General features: G+C 40.7%; 15 protein-coding genes. 13 read left to right on the top strand and 2 right to left on the bottom strand.

Annotated features, from left to right (window positions below; genetic code table 11):
• Positions 1 to 45: 45 nt before the first annotated feature.
• The 12 genes from Q0590_RS01610 to Q0590_RS01555 all read left to right on the top strand — a co-directional run bounded on the left by Q0590_RS01610 (position 46) and on the right by Q0590_RS01555 (position 14,936).
• A complete protein-coding gene (locus Q0590_RS01610; protein WP_302035725.1) occupies positions 46 to 801 on the top strand; it encodes an SIMPL domain-containing protein in 756 nt (251 codons plus the stop codon).
• A 171-nt stretch (positions 802 to 972) separates the two neighbouring features.
• Positions 973 to 3,084, top strand: a complete 2,112-nt coding sequence (locus tag Q0590_RS01605; RefSeq protein WP_302035724.1) for a BatA domain-containing protein — start codon at positions 973 to 975, stop codon at positions 3,082 to 3,084.
• A 407-nt stretch (positions 3,085 to 3,491) separates the two neighbouring features.
• Complete coding sequence (locus tag Q0590_RS01600) at positions 3,492 to 5,030, top strand: glycosyltransferase (RefSeq protein ID WP_302035723.1); 1,539 nt, start codon at positions 3,492 to 3,494, stop codon at positions 5,028 to 5,030.
• A gap of 323 nt (positions 5,031 to 5,353) precedes the next feature.
• Positions 5,354 to 6,619: a dihydroorotase gene (locus Q0590_RS01595; protein ID WP_302035722.1), complete on the top strand. Its 1,266-nt coding sequence runs from the start codon at positions 5,354 to 5,356 to the stop codon at positions 6,617 to 6,619.
• A 185-nt stretch (positions 6,620 to 6,804) separates the two neighbouring features.
• On the top strand, positions 6,805 to 9,666 hold the full coding sequence (locus tag Q0590_RS01590) for a TolB-like translocation protein (protein ID WP_302035721.1): 2,862 nt from the start codon (positions 6,805 to 6,807) through the stop codon (positions 9,664 to 9,666).
• A gap of 254 nt (positions 9,667 to 9,920) precedes the next feature.
• The gene (locus Q0590_RS01585) at positions 9,921 to 10,874 is read left to right on the top strand and encodes a DnaJ C-terminal domain-containing protein (RefSeq protein WP_302035720.1); all 954 of its coding nucleotides are present in this window, start codon (positions 9,921 to 9,923) and stop codon (positions 10,872 to 10,874) included.
• Positions 10,875 to 10,956: 82 nt separating this feature from the next.
• On the top strand, positions 10,957 to 11,319 hold the full coding sequence (locus tag Q0590_RS01580) for a chaperone modulator CbpM (protein ID WP_302035719.1): 363 nt from the start codon (positions 10,957 to 10,959) through the stop codon (positions 11,317 to 11,319).
• A gap of 165 nt (positions 11,320 to 11,484) precedes the next feature.
• Positions 11,485 to 12,921, top strand: a complete 1,437-nt coding sequence (locus Q0590_RS01575; protein ID WP_302035718.1) for a DUF4153 domain-containing protein — start codon at positions 11,485 to 11,487, stop codon at positions 12,919 to 12,921.
• 7 nt (positions 12,922 to 12,928) lie between these two features.
• Positions 12,929 to 13,408: a hypothetical protein gene (locus Q0590_RS01570; RefSeq protein ID WP_302035717.1), complete on the top strand. Its 480-nt coding sequence runs from the start codon at positions 12,929 to 12,931 to the stop codon at positions 13,406 to 13,408.
• A gap of 101 nt (positions 13,409 to 13,509) precedes the next feature.
• Positions 13,510 to 14,115 carry a DUF1361 domain-containing protein gene (locus Q0590_RS01565; RefSeq protein ID WP_302035716.1) on the top strand — a complete coding sequence of 202 codons (606 nt, stop codon included), beginning with the start codon at positions 13,510 to 13,512 and terminating at the stop codon, positions 14,113 to 14,115.
• Positions 14,087 to 14,479: a diacylglycerol kinase family protein gene (locus tag Q0590_RS01560; RefSeq protein WP_302035715.1), complete on the top strand. Its 393-nt coding sequence runs from the start codon at positions 14,087 to 14,089 to the stop codon at positions 14,477 to 14,479. Before Q0590_RS01565 ends, Q0590_RS01560 begins: the two co-directional genes overlap by 29 nt.
• 64 nt (positions 14,480 to 14,543) lie before the next feature.
• Positions 14,544 to 14,936, top strand: a complete 393-nt coding sequence (locus Q0590_RS01555; RefSeq protein WP_302035714.1) for a MerR family transcriptional regulator — start codon at positions 14,544 to 14,546, stop codon at positions 14,934 to 14,936.
• Here the strand turns inward: Q0590_RS01555 and Q0590_RS01550 are convergent.
• Both Q0590_RS01550 and Q0590_RS01545 read right to left on the bottom strand, forming a co-directional pair.
• Positions 14,930 to 17,143 carry a TonB-dependent receptor gene (locus tag Q0590_RS01550; RefSeq protein ID WP_302035713.1) on the bottom strand — a complete coding sequence of 738 codons (2,214 nt, stop codon included), beginning with the start codon at positions 17,141 to 17,143 and terminating at the stop codon, positions 14,930 to 14,932. The two genes, Q0590_RS01555 and Q0590_RS01550, sit on opposite strands and share 7 nt — an antisense overlap.
• A 141-nt stretch (positions 17,144 to 17,284) precedes the next feature.
• Entirely contained in the window at positions 17,285 to 17,872 is a 588-nt protein-coding gene (locus tag Q0590_RS01545; protein ID WP_302035712.1) for a hypothetical protein, read from the bottom strand.
• A 64-nt stretch (positions 17,873 to 17,936) separates the two neighbouring features.
• Between Q0590_RS01545 and Q0590_RS01540 the strand changes: the two genes are divergently transcribed.
• Positions 17,937 to 18,380, top strand: coding sequence for an SRPBCC family protein (locus Q0590_RS01540; protein ID WP_302035711.1), 444 nt, complete (start codon positions 17,937 to 17,939; stop codon positions 18,378 to 18,380).
• Positions 18,381 to 18,411 lie beyond the last annotated feature (31 nt).

Genomic DNA, 18,411 nt, shown 5'->3' with positions numbered 1-18,411 from the left:
TTGTTGCATCTTGTGAGCAAATACCAACTATTAATAAAAACAGTTATGAACACACCGTATGTAAAGCTAGCTATTCTCTTAAGCATTATTACAGGATTGCTGGTAGGCTCAACTAAAACGCAGGCACAAATGCAGACAACTAATCAGAATATAAAAAAAATTACTGTTACCGGCAGCGCCGAGATGGAAGTAATTCCGGATGAAATCTATTTTACTATCTCATTACGGGAGTATTTTAAAGAGAAAGACAAGAATAAAGTAGAGATTGCGGCGTTAGAAAAACAATTACAGGCTGCGGTCAGTGGGGCAGGTATTCCGAAAGAAAATTTTCAGATTGAGAATATTTCAGGCAACCGCTGGCAGTGGAATCAACGTAAGAAACCAGTAGACTTCCTGGAGAGCCGCCGGTATGTGTTGAAATTGAATAATTTAGCCAAAGTAGATGATGTATTGACAAAGGTAGATGCTAAAGGCATTGAATATGTGAATATTTCCCGGTACGAACATTCTAAAATTGAACAATACCGCAAAGAGCTAAAGTTAAAAGCATTGCAGGCAGCCAAGGAGAAAGCCGGGTATCTGGTAGAAGGGTTGAATGAGCAACTGGGAGGCGTGTTGGAAATTACCGAAATGGGAGGTACGGATGGGTTTTACCAGCCATATCCGGTGTATAACAGAGCTGCCAACGAGATGATGATGAAAGCCGATGCTGCCGGGGGTGAAATGGCTCAGGAACCCGAAATAGATTTCAGAAAAATTAAGCTCCGTTATGAAATGCAGGCCGTTTTTGCCATAAAGTAGGGCAAACTAACGAATGAGTATTGATTAATGGGCTTAATAGGTATATTACTGGAATATTACTAAATTAGCATACAGGGGAATTGATTGCCAATCTATTGTGTTTAAGTAATCACTACAGGCAAAGCAGGTATTCATTCCTCATTAGTCAATACTCATTTATTTTCGAATTGCATGAATTTCTTATATCCTTCCTTTTTATTTGGGTTAGCCGCTATTAGTATTCCTATTGCTATACACTTGTTCAACTTCAGGCGGACAAGGAAGGTATATTTTACCAATGTTGCTTTTCTTAAAAATGTAAATACCAGCACAAGTTCGTTTCGTAGGCTAAAGCATATATTGATTCTTATTTCCCGTATTGCTTTTATTACGTTTCTGGTACTCGCCTTCGCCCAGCCTTTTATCCCGGCCGGGCAAAATCCGGAGCAATCGGCTTTACAAAATAAAGGACTTACCAGCATCTACCTGGATAATTCCCTCAGTATGCAAAACGAGTCTGGAAAGAGCCGCAATCTGGATGTAGCCGTAGACCAGATTGAACAAGTATTAAACATACTTCCCAACCGGCCATCGTATCAGCTTCTAACCAATGACTTTGAGAGCCGCGACCAGTTTGTCGCCAGTTCCGATAAACTCAAAGACCGGCTCACAGAGATAAATCTTTCTAATACTTCCCGTTCACTGGATGCTGTTTACCGCAGGCAAAGAAGCTTGTTGGAAAAGTACTCCTCTACTCCGCAAAATCAGCTTTTCTGGTTTTCCGACTTTCAAAAAAGCACCTCCGGCGAACTGGAAAAAATCCCCCTGGATACCCTCAATCAATATTTTATTGTACCCCTACAGGCAGAAGAGCGGGCCAATGTGTTTGTCGATTCTCTCTGGCTTACTACCCCGTTTGTAAAAGAAATGGAAAGCAATGTGCTGAACGTGCGGTTTGTAAACAGTAGTGCAGAACGGGTAGATAACCTTCCGGTAAAACTCTTCATAGATGAAAAACAGGTAGCCTCTTCTACCATTTCTCTAGAAGCCGATACGGATGGCATTATGGAGTTTACCTTTACTGTGCAGGATAAAGGATTTAAAAAAGGCCGTGTTTCATTTGAAGACTATCCGGTAACTTTTGATAATGACTATTATTTTGTAATTAATGCTGCTCCGGTTATTAATATCGTGCATCTGTATCAGGAGCCCCGCACACAATATGTTTCCAGTGTGTTTGGAAATGAAACAGTTTTTAATGTAAAAAGCTTTAATATCAATAATGCAGACTTAGCCCAGGTAAAAACTTCTGATTTGGTAGTTATTGAAAATCTTGCTTCAATAGATGCTACTGTCCGAGGGCAACTAACGGATTTTGTACAAGCAGGCGGAAGTTTGCTGATATTTCCAGGCAATCAGCCAGATGTAAATTCGTATGGGCAATTGTTGAGTAGCCTGGGTGTAAGAGGCCTTGCCCGTCCGAGTGTGGTAAGTTCTTCGGTAAATGTAAGTCCGGTTTCCTACTCAGCTGCAGATGATTCCCCGGTAAATACACTGGCTCCGCCAGATATGCGTAACCCCTTTTTTGAATCTATCTTCGAAAATACTACACAAAAAGGGATGATCAATATGCCTTTTGCCAATCCGGTACTGGAATGGCGTAATACGGGTACAGCGTTGCTTCAATTCCGGAACAACCAGCCTTTCTTATCAGAGTTTGGCAGCCAGCAGGGCAAAACCTATCTGGTAGCAGCTCCATTAGACACGAAGTATAGCAATTTTCCAAAACACGCCTTATTTGTACCTGTGCTCTATAAAATTGCTGCCCTAAGCAAATCACAGGAAAGGCTGTCGTATACTTTTCAGGAGCCCACCATTGCTGTAGATGTAAATGCTTCGGGTTCAGAGCAAGTATATAAGCTGAAGAAAGAAAATTTTGAAGTAATTCCTTCCCAGCGTAAGTCGGGCAACCAGCTTGTTTTTGAGCTTCCGCAGCCTGGCCAGACCACCAGTAGCGAAGCTCCTGAATCTGGGTATTATGAGTTAACTCTGGATAATAAAAGTGAACGTATTTTGGCCTTTAATTACGACAAAAAAGAGTCGGATATGAAAACCTATAGTCCACAGGAGTTGCAAAAGATTTTTGGCAATAAAAAGAATGTACAGGTATACAACTCTGTAAAAGACGGAGATTTTGCTGAAGATTTTAAAGCTAAGAACGTAGGGCAGAACTTGTGGAAGTATTGTTTACTGGCAGCTCTGTTTTTCCTGCTCACAGAAATTGCGCTTATCCGGCTGTTTTAGTTAAGTTTTGCTTCAACAAAAGCATTATAAGTCATATTACCTAAAACCTGCTCCTTGGTTATTTTACTTTTGCCAAGCAAATAGTAAATGTATGATAGTCTGCTATCAGGCAAGTATGCAATTCTTTTCTTTTCAATTACAAAATCTTACATATTGCTACCTGCTGTTTGCTAGTGCCTAGCAGAAAATGTTCAATATTATTCTTATACTTAATTTCCTGTAAGTGAGTATACAAGTTGTATTTACTTATAAAAACAAATTGGTATTTAAGAAAGTAAAGTAAGCATCGCCTGATGAGGTAACCAGTAGAAATAAAACAACCATTTTACTGGATCAATATGTGTACTTTACACAGAGCCGCCTAAACTCATTGAGAAGTTCTTGCATCCATTATCTTATTTAGAACCATGTCGGTAAAAGCACAAAAAAGCAACTCTGTAAAAATTCTTGAGCGGCGAGAACAGTACCGCGACCAGTACTGGCACAAAAAAGACCCTATTATAAAAGACCGTTTGTTGTGGCGTGCGCAAACATTCCGGCATCTGGTGCATTTACTGCCTGGCCAGACTATCTTAGAGCTTGGCTGCGGAAAAGGTTTATTTACTAAACAACTATACCAGGTATCTCGCGGCGAAAATAATATTACGGCTGTTACTTTCCAGGAGGATCTACCTCAGACAGAGATGCCTGCTTCTGTGGAAGTGCTGAGCTTAACAGCTATTGTAGAGCAGCTGGATGGAAAACAGTTTGACTTTATTGTGGCCATGGATTTGATGGATAAATCAAATTGTTCATGGTTATTACAACAGGTATATAAACTACTTAAACCAGGCGGACAAATTATTTTCTATGAAAGTAATCCCTGGAATGTGTTTTTACAGGGAAGCCGGTTGATCTCCGGATTGTTTGGCAAAAAAGATCAGCGGCAACTACTTAACCGTACAGAACTATATGAACTGATGTCAGAACTAGGCTTTGTGAAGGTGTTTTCTGTATTCAACGATTTTGTATATGCCCCACTCACACCGAAAGCTGTATGGGTGCTGCGCAATCTGTCTATTATTCTGGAGAATTTCCCGTTTATCCGTACCCTGGCCGGATCTATTCTTATTCATGCTCAAAAACCTGCACAGCAACTGGCTACCCCAAAAGTATCGTTATGTGATCATCCCGAATTAAAAGGCGCCATATCCGTAGTTGTACCTTGCCATAATGAAGAGATGAATGTAGGGCCTCTGGTTACACAATTAATGAACTTCTATGGAGACTACCTGCACGAAATAATATTGGTAGATGATAACAGCAAGGATAATACAAAAGAGGTAATTAAAAAGCTGGCTCTGCAATATCCACTAATCAATCCGGTATTCCGCACGCCACCCAATGGTGTCGGACGTGCCATTATGGATGGGTATAAACATGCCACAGGCTGCTATATTTTATCCATGGATTGTGATTTTCAGCATTTGTTACCCGAACTGCGCGATATGTTTGATGCCGCTGTACAAGGGAAAGATGTAATTGTCGGAAGCCGCTTTTCCAGACACAGTGTCTTATTAAACTATCCTATTCAGAAAATTATTGCCAACAGAGGATTTCACTTTTTGGCACGTATTATTCTCAGGGAGCGGTTCAGAGATTTAACCAACAACTTGAAGTTGATAAAAAGGGAAGTAGTGGAAAAACTACCCTTAAGCCAGCCAGGGTTTTCCATTAATGCAGAAACGGGCTTAATGCCATTGATGATGGGATATACCATTGAAGAAGTACCCATTTCCTGGATTAACCGTACGCCAGATATGGGTGTATCTTCGTTTAAATTGGTAAAAGTCGGCGGAGGATACTGGGACGTATTAAAATACTTATGGAAACAGGCAGCTTTCAATAAAAAATCTGTGTACCATCGGAAAGCCAGAGTAAACAGACCAATGACAGTAACAGCATAATACGTACTAATTTTTTTCTATTCAAGCGCATCATTTTTTAATGAATGCGCTTTTTTATTGATATTACTCATCTTTTGCCATACGTTTTTAGGGAAAGATGGTATTTAGCTCACCTAGATTCCTTGCGGAATTTCTGATGCGGTGTATTTTTTTCTGGGACTTATGTAAATTCCTACTGAATGATTCGCATATTTGCACATTTGCTTATCAATACCACTTGTTGAGTAGAAGAATTGGGAAAAAGATTCTCAATAGGATACACCTAAAAGCCGGACATTGCTGAACCAGCGTTAGTCAGGCCTTATAAAAGATATTATATACACATGAAAATACTCATTCGCTCGGCAGAAATAATAGCTCCTAATTCTCAATTAAATGGCCAGCGCCGGGATATATGGATTGAAAATGGAATTATCAAAAATATTGCGAATGCAGGTGAGTTACCTACCACAGAAGCACACCGGGTGTATAAAGATGAGGCATTAAAAGTATCTGCCGGGTGGGTAGACATGCGGGCTTTAGCCAAAGACCCAGGCCTGGAACACCAGGAAGATTTATATACCGTCCGGGATGCCGCCGCCGCCGGAGGCTTCACAGAAATAGCTTTACTACCCAACACACATCCCTTTACGCAGACTAAAGAATCCATTATTTATGCCAAAACCAAAGGCAATACGCATGCAGTAACTGTGCATCCCATGGCAGGGGTTACCATTGATGGCAAAGGTAAAGACCTAACAGAAATGATAGACCTGCATATGGCTGGCGCCATTGCGTTTACAGATGGAATAAAGCCGGTATGGCATTCAGATATATTAGTAAAAACGCTGCAATATTTGCAAACTTTCAATGGTTTGTTAATCAACCGCCCCGAAGATACCCTGCTTACCCAGTTCGGCAATATGCATGAAGGTATAACAAGTACGATGCTTGGCTTAAAAGGCATACCTGCCATTGCAGAAGAAATGATGATAGCCAGGGATTTGCGTTTTCTGGAATATGCCGGTGGTAAAATTCATTTTTCTACGATCTCTACCGCCAAAGCCGTGCAGCTAATCCGTCAGGCTAAGCACAAAGGCTTGAAGGTTTCTTGTGATATAGCTGCCCATCAGATTGCTTTTGATGATACGGCTCTGCTAGAATTTGATACAAATCTAAAGGTAAATCCTCCTTTCCGTAGCCAGGCCGATATTGCTGCTTTATGGGAGGGCCTGGCCGATAATACCATTGATGCCATTGTTTCAGACCATAATCCTTTAGATATAGAAAGTAAAAAGCTGGAATTTGACCTGGCTGAATTTGGGATAACCGGTCTGGAAACAGCCTTTGCCCTCATCAATACCTATAACAAAATTCTCTCCGTATCGGACATGGTAGAAAAATTAGCTATCCGCCCCCGGCAGATTTTACAGCTACCAGTTCCTGCTATTGAAGAGGGGCAAGTAGCTAACCTCACTTTATTTTCTACGGAGCTGGAATGGACCTATTTAGAAAAAAATATCCGTTCCAAATCGCTAAATTCTCCATTTATCGGGCAAACGTTCAAAGGAAAACCTCTGGCAATTATTAATAATGGAAAAATTGCCTAGCAAATGCTGAAAATGCTCGCAAAATTGATTTAAGAAACGTTAGCTTATTCTCTGTTCTGCCACAGGTTACCAAAATAGATTATATACATTAATGCCCGTAAGCCGGAAATACTTCCCTTTTCGCCTTATCACCTCAATGTTATTTCATCATTTGGTTTCATAAGCAGAATAGATTAATTTGTACTATGTTCCTGAAAAAAAGTGTACTGCTGGCAACGCTGGCAGTCGTGGGTTTTATAAATTTTAGCTTTGCCCAAAGCCTGCCCATTTTAGATCAGAATCCTACTGGCTTAAAATGGTATCAGATCAATACTCCCAAGTTCCGTGTTGTATATCCAAAAGGGTTTGAAAGTGAAGCGCAACGGATGGCTAATACCTTGCAAACCATCTACGGGCCGGTTTCCCGCAGCCTGGAGAAAGAGCCCAGGCCTATTTCCATTGTACTTCAAAACCAAACAGCCATTAGCAACGGATTTGTTACGCTTACGCCCCGCCGCAGCGAATTCTTTACTACGCCTCCCCAAGATTATAACTTATTAGGTACCAACGACTGGCTTAACTTGCTGGCGGTGCATGAGTTCCGGCATGTGGTGCAATTCGATAAAGCACTTACAGGTTTCACTAAAGGGGTATATTATATTTTTGGGGGCAATGGATTAAGCTTAATCGCTAATCTGTCGGTACCTGGCTGGTTCTGGGAGGGAGATGCTGTGGGGGCCGAAACGGCTCTTACCAGCAGTGGCCGTGGCCGTATGCCTAATTTCTCTCTGGAACTACGTACTTACCTATTAGAAAAAGGTGCCTTCTCTTATTCAAAAGCCTATTTAGGTTCTTATAAAGATTATGTCACTCCCGGATTCAGCCGCTATAAACTGGGGTATTACATTACTACCTATATGAAGCGGGAATATGGGCCAAATGCCTGGAGCCGTGTGCTAAACCGTACGTATAATTTCCCTCTATTACCTTTTGTTTTTTCAAACGCTATTAAGAAAGAAACCGGCAAGCGGGTAGAAGACCTTTATGAGGTAACTATGAATAATATTGGCAGTAAGTGGCGGGAACAGCTGGAAGGTATGCCTATTACAGAAGCAGAAACGTTGCCTACGGCCCAAAACCGGGTGTTCACTAGTTATGAATATCCGCAATTTCTTTCTGATGGGCGTATACTGGCGCAAAAATATGGCATGGCCGATGTAGAGACCTTTGTAGTGTTAAATCCCGATGGCTCCCGGAAAGAGGAAAAAGTGTATGTACCTGGAATTGTTAACAGTGGAGGTATGCTTTCAGTAAGTAAGGATGTGCTGATATGGAGTGAACGTACATTTGATCCACGCTGGGGAATGAAAGACTACACAATTTTGAAATTGTATGATCTGAAAACCAAACAAGTACGCCAGATTACCCGCAAAAGCCGCTTAAATGTTCCTTCTCTTTCGCCTGATGGGCAGAAGATACTTGCCTTGCAAGTGTCGGTGAACAATGAATATAATTTTGTGATTCTAGATAGCCGGACTGGTCAGGAGTTACAAAAGCTATCTAACCCCGGCAACCACTTCTACATTATGCCCCGGTGGTCGCCGGACGGACAGCAGATTGTAGCGGTTAAACTGGCAAAAGAAGGAAAAACCATTGAGCTTATTGATATAGCCACTGGCAAAGGCCGCGAAATAATACCCTATAGCCACATGAATATAGCCCATCCGGTGATGAATGGCGACTATGTTTATTTCAACTCTCCCTACAATGGCATAGATAATATTCATGCTGTACATATCCAGACAGGGAAGGAATACAAGGTGACATCCCGTAAATATGGAGCGTATAATCCGGCTATATCTCCCGATGGCTCAACACTGGCTTTTAATGATTACACCGTAGATGGTTTCCGGATAGCTACTATGCCTAATAACCCCGGCACCTGGACACCCCTGGAGCAAGTAGAAGACCGTAATGTAAATTATCATGCGCCGCTGGTAGAACAAGAGGGCAACCATAACATTCTGGATAGCATACCTACCAATGAATATCAGATAAACCGGTTTAGCAAGGGGAAGCACTTATTTAACCCCTATAGCTGGTCGCCTATTATCAGTTCCGATGCACGTGGCCTTACCTTGTCTTTGGCTTCACAGGATATATTAAGCACCTTGCAGGCCGAGGCTGGCTTAGGATATAATGCTAATGAACAAACAGCTAATTTCTTTGCCAATGTAAGCTACCAGGGATTATATCCAGTACTAGATGCTACTTTCGAAAGCGGACCCCGGAATGTGTCGTTAACCATTGATGAGGAAGAACAGAAAGATACCTGGAAAGAAAGTAATTTGATGTTGGGTGCCCGCTTGCCCTTTAATTTTACGCATGATAAATATATTCAGACGCTGAATGTTTCTGCACATACTTCCTTAACCTTAGTAGATGGCTACGATCTGCCTAGAAGACGGTTCTCCGATATCAGCAATGGATCTATGCAGGCTATGTTGTATGGACTTTCTTACCGCAGGCTACATAAAAGAAGCATCCGGGATATTGCTCCCCGCTGGGGCCAGACCCTTGCCTTGAATTTTAGGCATACACCGTTTGGAGGCGATTTTCAGGGACAGTTGTTTTCTGCAGTAGGTAATGCATATTTCCCAGGGTTAGGCAAACATCATAGCTTCCATATAAGGGCTCAATACCAGCAGGAAGATCAAAGCAATTACCGCTTTTCCTCCTCTATCCTTTTCCCCAGAGGCCATGAGTATACAAGTCACTCACAGTTTTATGGCGGATCGGCAGAATACCGGTTACCCTTATTTAATCCTGATTATGCCCTGGGCCGCTGGTTCTATTTCCGGAGAATTAACGGAGGCTTATTCTATGATGTGGGCAAAGGAGAAACAAGTCAAGGCTCAAAATTGTATCAATCTATAGGGGCTGATTTAACTACAGAATTTTGCTTTATGCGCCTACCAGTACCCTTAGAAATGGGCATGCGTACCATTTATTTCCCGGATACCAACCAATGGAACTTTCAGTTTTTAGTAATTGAGGTAGGATTCTAATAAGTACCTGCTTCTTGTCTCTTTTCTACCGGTGACTTTTAGGCTATTAAAGCCATCGAAAAAAGCACTGGTAGTTTCTTGCTAAGAATTCAATATTGCTTCAGGCTTTGTTCATTTTTTCAGGTAGTTTCCGGTTGACAATCTTAAAAAAACTTGTTATTTTTCGTTTAATACTCATGAGATGAAGATAGCAGAGTGGCAACAATAACCGGCATCTTCATTGGTCATATTTAACTTTTTGATACGATACAAACGTGGACTATAAAGATTATTATAAGATTCTTGGTGTAGAAAAAACAGCTTCTAAAGAAGATATAAAGAAGCAATACCGCAAATTAGCCCGGAAATTTCATCCGGACGTAAACCCAAACAATAAAGAGGCAGAGGAAAAATTCAAAGATATCAGTGAAGCCTATGATGTATTAAGTGACGATGAGAAGAGGAAAAAATACGATGCTTTCGGGGCCGACTGGAACCGTTACCAGCAGGCAGGAGATGCACAAGGAGGTTTCGACTGGTCTAAGTATGCCCAGCAAGGAGGGAGAGGAGGCTATACTCAATATGAAGGGAATATGGAAGATTTCTTTGGTGGCGCTGGTGGCTTCTCTGACTTTTTTAGCACCCTGTTTGGTGGAGCGGCGGGTCCTGGAGCAAGTGGCCAGCGTACCCGTGGAAGAGCCGGTGGCATGTCGTTTAAAGGGCAGGATTATAATGCCGAGTTACACCTGACTTTGCAAGAGGCTTTTGAAGGAACAAAGAAAACAGTGGGTATTGATGGGAAAAACCTACGGATTACGATTCATCCGGGCGTAGAAGACGGGCAAACCATCCGCCTGAAAGGAAGCGGTGCGCCAGGTATTCAGGGAGGGGAGAACGGAGATTTATATATTACCCTCCGCATTCATCCAGACCCGGTCTACACACGCAAAGGAAATGATTTGTTTATGGATGCACCGATCAGCTTGTATAAAGCCATGCTAGGTGGTGAAGCAGTAATAGAAACGTTGTCCGGACAAGTAAAAATTAAAATAAAGCCTGAAACAAAGAATGGAACTACCCTTCGTCTAAAAGGCAAGGGATTTCCGGCCTACCGTCAGCAGGGAATAGCCGGAGATTTATATATAAAAATAAACCTGCAAATTCCGGAAAACCTGACGGATAAGGAGAAAGAACTATTCCGGCAACTTGCTTCCTTGAGAGGGGAGTAACTCTGGCTGAGACGAGTGTTAGAAATAGCCAGATATTCTTTCTTTTCGTTTTTATAGTTTTAAACTTCCAACTTATTTAGATATGGCTTCCACAGTCTTTATAACCATAGAAGAGTTTTCTACCCAGTTTGGTATACAACAAGAGCTTATCCAGGAATTTATGGAATTTGGCCTGGTAACCGTTTACAGGCAACAAGAAGGCGAATACCTTATGGCAGACGATACCGAACACGTAGCCCGGCTAATCAGGCTCTACCGTGATCTGGGTATCAATAAAGAGGGAATTGACATTATTCTATCTATGCGGGACCAACTCATTCAACTGCATGATGAGCTGAATAAAGTACGTAACAAAGCTCAGCGCCTGGAACAAGAACGGGAATGGCTATTTTTTGATATACCTAGAAGCAGAGGCTTGCTTTTAGATCATGATGAACAACTATAAATAATTTCCGCATTTTATAGAAAAGATAAAAAGTTTATTATAACTTTGAATTACAAAGTACTTTTGGAAAGTATATAGTATGGTTACTTATTAGAGCTCCATTTCCAGCTCTTTTCTTTTATACTGTAACTTTGAAATACAAAGTACTTTTATATAATCAAACTTATGAACAAAAATAATCTATTTCTCTTTATTGCGCTGTTAGCCTATAGCTTTCTGTTTTTTCAACAAACAGCAGGCATTAATTTTCTGCTCTTTACTATAGTACTGCTGATTCTGTTAGTAGTAAGGCAACCTTTATTATTGTTGAGTAAGTCGTGGATGGCGGTGGGGGTAGGTGCCTTACTAACTTCTGGTATGGTGGTATGGCAGCACACTACGCTAGCTATTGTAGCACATAGCATTTCTATGATTGTAGTAGCAGGGTTGAGCTTAAATCCTGGCTCCTCGTTTTTAATTGCTTTTCTGAATTCTATTTATTCTTTCTTTGCAGCTATTATTCTTAAAATAGCTCATTCGTTCAGTGAGGAGAGACCAAAAACAGCTGGGGTCCGCATGAGTTCTGCCCTGACCTTGAAAGTAGTTGTTCCTCCTTTGCTTACCGTTTTATTCGTATTTATTTACCGGATAGCTAACCCTGCTTTTAAATCTATTACGGATCAGCTTTTTACCGGATGGATTTCCGGAGAATGGTTTACGTTTACGTTGATGGGTTTTCTGCTGTTATTCGGCTTTATTTATCAAATTTCTATCGAATCCCTTACCGAACATGATTTGCTGAGTCCTGATCAATTACGCAGAAAACGGTCAGGTATCAGACGGATCTTTAAACTGCCTGCTCTCCGGACCGAATACCAGTTGGGTTGGCTATCGTTTGCTTTGCTAAATGCACTGTTGCTGTTTGTAAATGGAATTGATTTTTACTACTTGCTGATTAGTAAATCATTACCGGAAGGTGTAGACTATGCCCAGTATGTGCATCAGGGAGTATATGCCCTTATATTTTCTATTGTATTAGCTATTGTGGTAATTCTCTATTACTTCAGAGGCAACTTGAATTTTTACAAAAATAATAGTTTGCTTAAATGGCTAGCCTACGCCTGGATAGTACAGAATATTGTGTTAGTAGGTAACACAGCCATAAAAACCTCTTTATACATTGCCGAATACAGTCTAACTCATAAGCGTATAGGGGTATATGTTTATTTGCTGCTAACGGTTATTGGCCTGGTTACTACGTTTATTAAAATATATGGCGTAAAAAACAACTGGTTTTTATTCCGCAAAACTACCTGGGCTTTTTATACAGTACTCATACTAGCTACTTTGATAAACTGGAGCCGCCTGATTACGCAATATAACTTGAGCCACCTGAATAGCTTCAAAGAAATAGATATTGCGTACCTGGTAGGTTTACCTCAAACCAATACAGCCCTTCTGGTGAATCTTCTGGAGAAGGACCCACAGCGGTTGACAGAAGCACAAAAAGCAGCAATCCTTCAAAAGAAAAATGAGTTTTTAGAGCAGTACACCCGCCAGCAGTGGCAATCGTGGAACTACGATGACAGCAGAATAGCCAAGGATTTACTGAACCTTAAATAATACAGCTATGAAAAATTTTTCTGTCCCAGGCTTTATCTCCTTATCTAAGCTGATTACCAGGTTGTTGCTAAATTGCTTTATCCTAGGACCATTAGCTGTTGTGTATGGCTTACTTGCAGAAGCTTTTCTAGCTACAAAGCCATCCATTTTATTTGGCGAAAGCAGTACAGCCATCCTGATCATTATTTTTGGCGGATTTTTTGGCAGTTTTGTCTGTATGGCGGCAAGTGCCGTACTGTTGTTGCCTATAGCCTTGTGGGAGCTTAACCAAGCAAATAGCCCTAAACAAAGTATGGCCATTTTTGCTAAGTATCTACCTATGCCGGTTTTGCTTTCCGTAATGCTAACAGCCATTGCATGGGCAGCCAACGAATGTAGGCCATTGCCGCCAGAACCACTAGCTATTATTATTTCATTTTACCTGACTGCTTCTACAGGCCTTTATTTGATGAGCCGGCAATTACCTTCCCTTTTTACTAAATTTTAAAATTTATTTCCAGAACCATGCACATGTTGCGTCAATTTTATTCTTCTACTTTATGTAAGCCAGTTCTGCTGTTGCTAGGCTTCACCCTTATTTGTTTGGCTATGCTGTTGGCAAGAATCCTCTCTACCGATACCATCAGGTATTCTTTTCTGGTGTGGAATTTATTTCTAGCCTGGGTTCCGCTGGCAATAGCCGTGTATATGCAACTGTATTTTCAACACAAGCCCATGCATCGTGTGTATTTGGCTGTAGGTAGCGTATTCTGGTTATTGTTTTTACCCAATGCTCCTTATATCATTACCGACCTTCTTCATTTGCGTGGCAATAGTGATGTACCTGTATGGTTTGATTCATTATTGGTTTTCTCTTATGCTATGGCCGGGCTGCAAGCAGGTTTGTTTTCCTTATACATTATGCAAGGCTTGCTGGAGAAGGTGTTCACTAAAAAGGTAAGTTATGGAATTATAGCTATATGTGTGTGGCTGTCGAGTTATGGCGTGTACCTGGGCAGGTTTCAACGGTGGAACAGCTGGGATTTATTCACTAACCCAGGATGGTTGCTGATGGATTCCTTGCAGCAATTAACCAATCCTACGGCTATAAAAATGACAATTGCTTTTGCTAGTATTCTTACATTCTTTTACTTGCTGTTTTTAAGCCTCATTCATTGGAAAACCTATGAATCTACTCATCAACGTACGGAATAGTTTGTTAAAAACAGCCAGAAGTTTTACCTATGCCTTTAAAGGAATATACCTAGTTATCCGGTTTGAAAACAACACTAGAATTCATCTTTTTGCTTCCATTATTGCTCTCTTGTTAGGTGTGCTTGTAAAATTGTCTGCTATTGAGTGGGCTCTTATTCTGATGCAGATTGGTCTGGTGTGGGCCGCTGAAATATTTAATACAGCTTTAGAAAAACTGGTGGACCTGGTTTCGCCAGGATTCAACCCCAAAGCTGGGGCTGTGAAAGATATAGCTGCCGGAGCGGTGCTGGTAATTTCTATAATGGCTTTAGCCGTGGGTGTATTAGTATTTGGCAATAAATTAAATATGCTGATAAAATTTTAGCCAGCATTACTACTGCTCTTCCCGGTAAATCGTTTAATTTGCAGATTGTACAAATCCGGTAACCATGCAAGAAGAAATCCAGAAGCGGTATTATACAATTGGCGAAGTGGCTGAAAAGTTTAATGTCAATACCTCCTTGATTCGTTTCTGGGAAACGGAATTTGATATCCTACGCCCAAAGAAAAATAAAAAAGGAGACAGGCAGTTTACTCAAAAAGATATTGATTGTATACAAACGATATACCATCTGGTAAAAGAGAAAGGCTATACCTTGCAAGGTGCTAAAGATATTATTAAAGCCAGTGCCAAAGAACAAAACGAAAAGGCTGCTTTGATTGCCTCTCTGGAGAAAATAAAATCATTTCTGATAGAAGTCCGCAACAACCTGGACGTGAAAGACAGCAACACAACTAACCCGGCCAATTCCGCAGAAAACGTTCAGCCGAATACTCATTGAATATTCCAGCGTACACCCAGGTAAAATCTTCTGGTTTGCAGCGGACCCCAGGCATAAGAAGTATCAAAACTGTCGCCAAAGGGATTCGCCGGATCAATCAGCGGGCTGTTCTGCGTATAATTCCAAAGATTTTTTACTCCACCATATAGCTGAAACCCTTTCTTCCATTCCTTATTAATCTGCACATTCTGGATAGTATACCATGGCGATTGCGTAGGCCTGGTAAAAGGTTCAGTATATTCTGGTAATCGCTGAGAGCCCATTACCCGTCCGGTATAATCTATCGACAAACGTGCTTTCTTAAATTCATAGCCGATAACAAATGTGCCAGACAATCTGGGAGTAAAGGCCTGTGTCTCTTTGTACTTTTTTCCAGTTTCATCTTTTGTTATTTCATACACATCCTGAAGGGTGGCTCCCATGGTTATTCTCAGTGGAAATAAAAAGGAATGCTGCACATTCATGGCTACCCCTCTGGAAATTCCATGGCCTTCCAGGTTGTCGTAAATAATCAGATTAGGATCAGTATCATAATCCGGGATGATCTTATTTGTAAAATAAGTATAAAATAAATCTACATCCACTGAGCCAGCAGACTCTCCCAAGGTATATACCCGGTTCAGGTTCAAGGTAGCATTATACGATTCTTCCGGCTGCAGGTCATTTTGTATCAGTACTGTCCGGGCTCCAGTGAGTGCCGCATGGTCTTCTGTAAACAGATTTACCACCCGGAAGCCAGTACCCAAATTAAGCCTTGCCGTGGTAAAATCTCCAAATCCTTGTTTGAGATTTATTCGCGGCGCAAAAATAAATCCATGCTTTTGGTGATGGTCCAATCGGGCACCTACTAATAAACTGCTTTTGGGAGCAAATTTCCATTCGTTCTGGGCAAATATACCAGGAATAAAACGTTTGTCATTGGTACTGGCCAGAGAGTTATCTGCATACGTCTGGTAGCGGAGTGTGCCTCCTACCAGCAGGTCGTGGTTTCCGAAAGTATGGTTCCAAAGCAAGTTGGTAAAGTATACTTTCTGATCGGCTTTATAAGGAGTTTTTCCATAGAAGCTATTCTGGTTATGAATGTTGAATGAGTAGTCAATTTTTAGGTTGGTAAAGCTGACAGGCAGTTGGTAAGACCCAATTAGTTCAAACCGTTTGGTGTAGATAGATTCCCCATATACCTGATTGCTACCTCTATGGATAGGCTGCCATTGCATGGTGCCACCAAAACGATTCTCTCCATAATATCTGGCAGCTATACTTGCCAGATAATTATTCTTTCTGGTAAAATGCCACTTAGTAAATAAAGATACGCGTTCATTCAAGGGAATATCGGTGAAATTATCCCCGTTATTATCTAGTCTGTACTGGTTGCGGTAATAATTGGCACTGAAGGTAGTCGCTATGTTTTTGCTGATGCGGGGAGAAAAAGCCAGGTCGGTATTCCATTCGTGGTGAGTAGTATAAAATGTATTGAAGCTCAGCCATGGCATTTTGTCGGGTTTGCGGGTAATGATATTAATAACTCCGCCTACAGCTTCCGTGCCATACAAAGTAGAGGATGGACCCTTAATAATTTCGATACGGTCTACTAGTGAAGTAGGAATACCATTGAATCCATAAACAGTAGCCAGGGAACTGACTATTGGCATTCCATCAATCAGTACTAGGGTATAAGGACCCTCCATTCCGTTAATATGTATATCATTGGTGCCACACACGCCGCAGTTGATCTGTTCTTGCACGCCATTTACAGTTTGAATAGCTTCTATGACATTATTAGTTGGGTTAGTTAATAGAAATTTTTGCGTAATCACTTCAACTTTTACAGGTGAATCTTTTACAAATGTTTCTTTCATTGTGCCTGTTACCACTACTTCCCCTAAGTTTATAGAAGATTCTTGCATGGTAATATCAATTTTGTGTGTTTCTCCAGGTTGAATTACGATCGTTTTTTGAAAAGCAGTATATCCTACGGCTGAAGCTTGCAAAACGTAATTTCCAGGCTTGGCTTTAAGCGTGAACTCTCCTTTTTCAGAGGTAGTCGTGCCGATCTGGGTGTCTTTCAACACTACATTGGCGAATGCTACAGGCACTTTAGCCGCTACAATCTTCCCGGTAATTGTACCTTCTTCTCCTTGGGCTACTCCCTTACTTATACAACAAAGTAAAAAATATAGGCATAAGCATGTAAATAATTTCATCATTTTTTAGGTAGACCGTTTTATATGTCTACAGTAAATCTAAAAAAAAGTTTAGATAATATGAAATTATTTTTTAGGTTGGTCTAAAAAAATAAACCTAATCTTGTTGGACCAGGTTTACTTGAGAAATATAGAAAGAGAGTTTTATAGCATAATACCTGCCCGTATTACTAGCGGGCTACTTCCATACAAATATTGCTGATTTAAGCGGTTCTTGTAATTAAAGTTATATAAAGCAGTAATACCAAAAGAAGATTTTTTACCTATAGGTATAATATAAGAAGCACCTAGCATCGGGTTACTCACCCATTCTCTTTGTTTGGTATAATCTGTGCCATTAAATACTGGATATTGAATACTTAGGTATTCATATTCACCTCGGGCAGCAAAATTTTGGAACAAGGTATATTGTGCAAAAGCCCGGCCACCCAATACACTATTCTCGATTTTTTGGCCATAAGCTTTTATGCGGGTATAAATAAAAGATGGACCGGCGCCTGCTACAAACTTATTCGTAAAGCGATAGCCAAACAGAGGCGACACATTAATCTGCATGGGATTTCCGAGCGATAGCCCAAAGTTACCTCCAACAGTTACTTTCTCAAAAAAAGATGGCTTCTGCTGAGCTAAGTTATTATCCCTGCGTACATACAAAGAATCATTTTGTGCCTGGGCTGCAAAAGATAACATCAGCAAACTAAAAATAGTTATACACTGAAAAATGCGGTTCATAAGTAAGTGGATTTGTGATTTTTTACTACACCGTAACAATAAATAAGCCAAAAAAGAGAAAAACATGCGCATTAGACTTACAACATTAGTAACGCAGAACTATCAACAAGTAGCCGCTAACTTCGACGAAAAATTATTTAAGGCATTAAATCCTCCTTTTCCACCTGTAAAGTTGCTGCGATTCGATGGCTCCAGAAAAGGCGATGAAGTACATCTGGAATTGAACTTTCTATTGTTCAAACAAGTGTGGAAAAGTCTGATCATAGAAGATAGCGTACAGGAAGACGAAATTTATTTTATAGATAAAGGAATACAATTACCGTTCTTTCTACGCTACTGGCAGCATACCCACCGCATTCTGAAACGAGGCGAGAATACAGCTATTGTAGATGATATTCAGTTTAAAACCCCATTCATTTTAGTTGATTATTTAATGTATCCGGTGTTATATGGGCAGTTCTTCTACAGAAAACCAGTTTACAAAAAGTACTTTCGCAGAAAACAATAAAATTGTTCGCAGTTCTCTACTTCGTTTTGAA

Source organism: Rhodocytophaga aerolata (assembly GCF_030503435.1).
Classification (GTDB): domain Bacteria; phylum Bacteroidota; class Bacteroidia; order Cytophagales; family 172606-1; genus Rhodocytophaga; species Rhodocytophaga aerolata.
The sequence above is the reverse complement of the archived record's forward strand: the minus strand, read 5'-3'. Positions and strand labels throughout refer to the sequence as shown.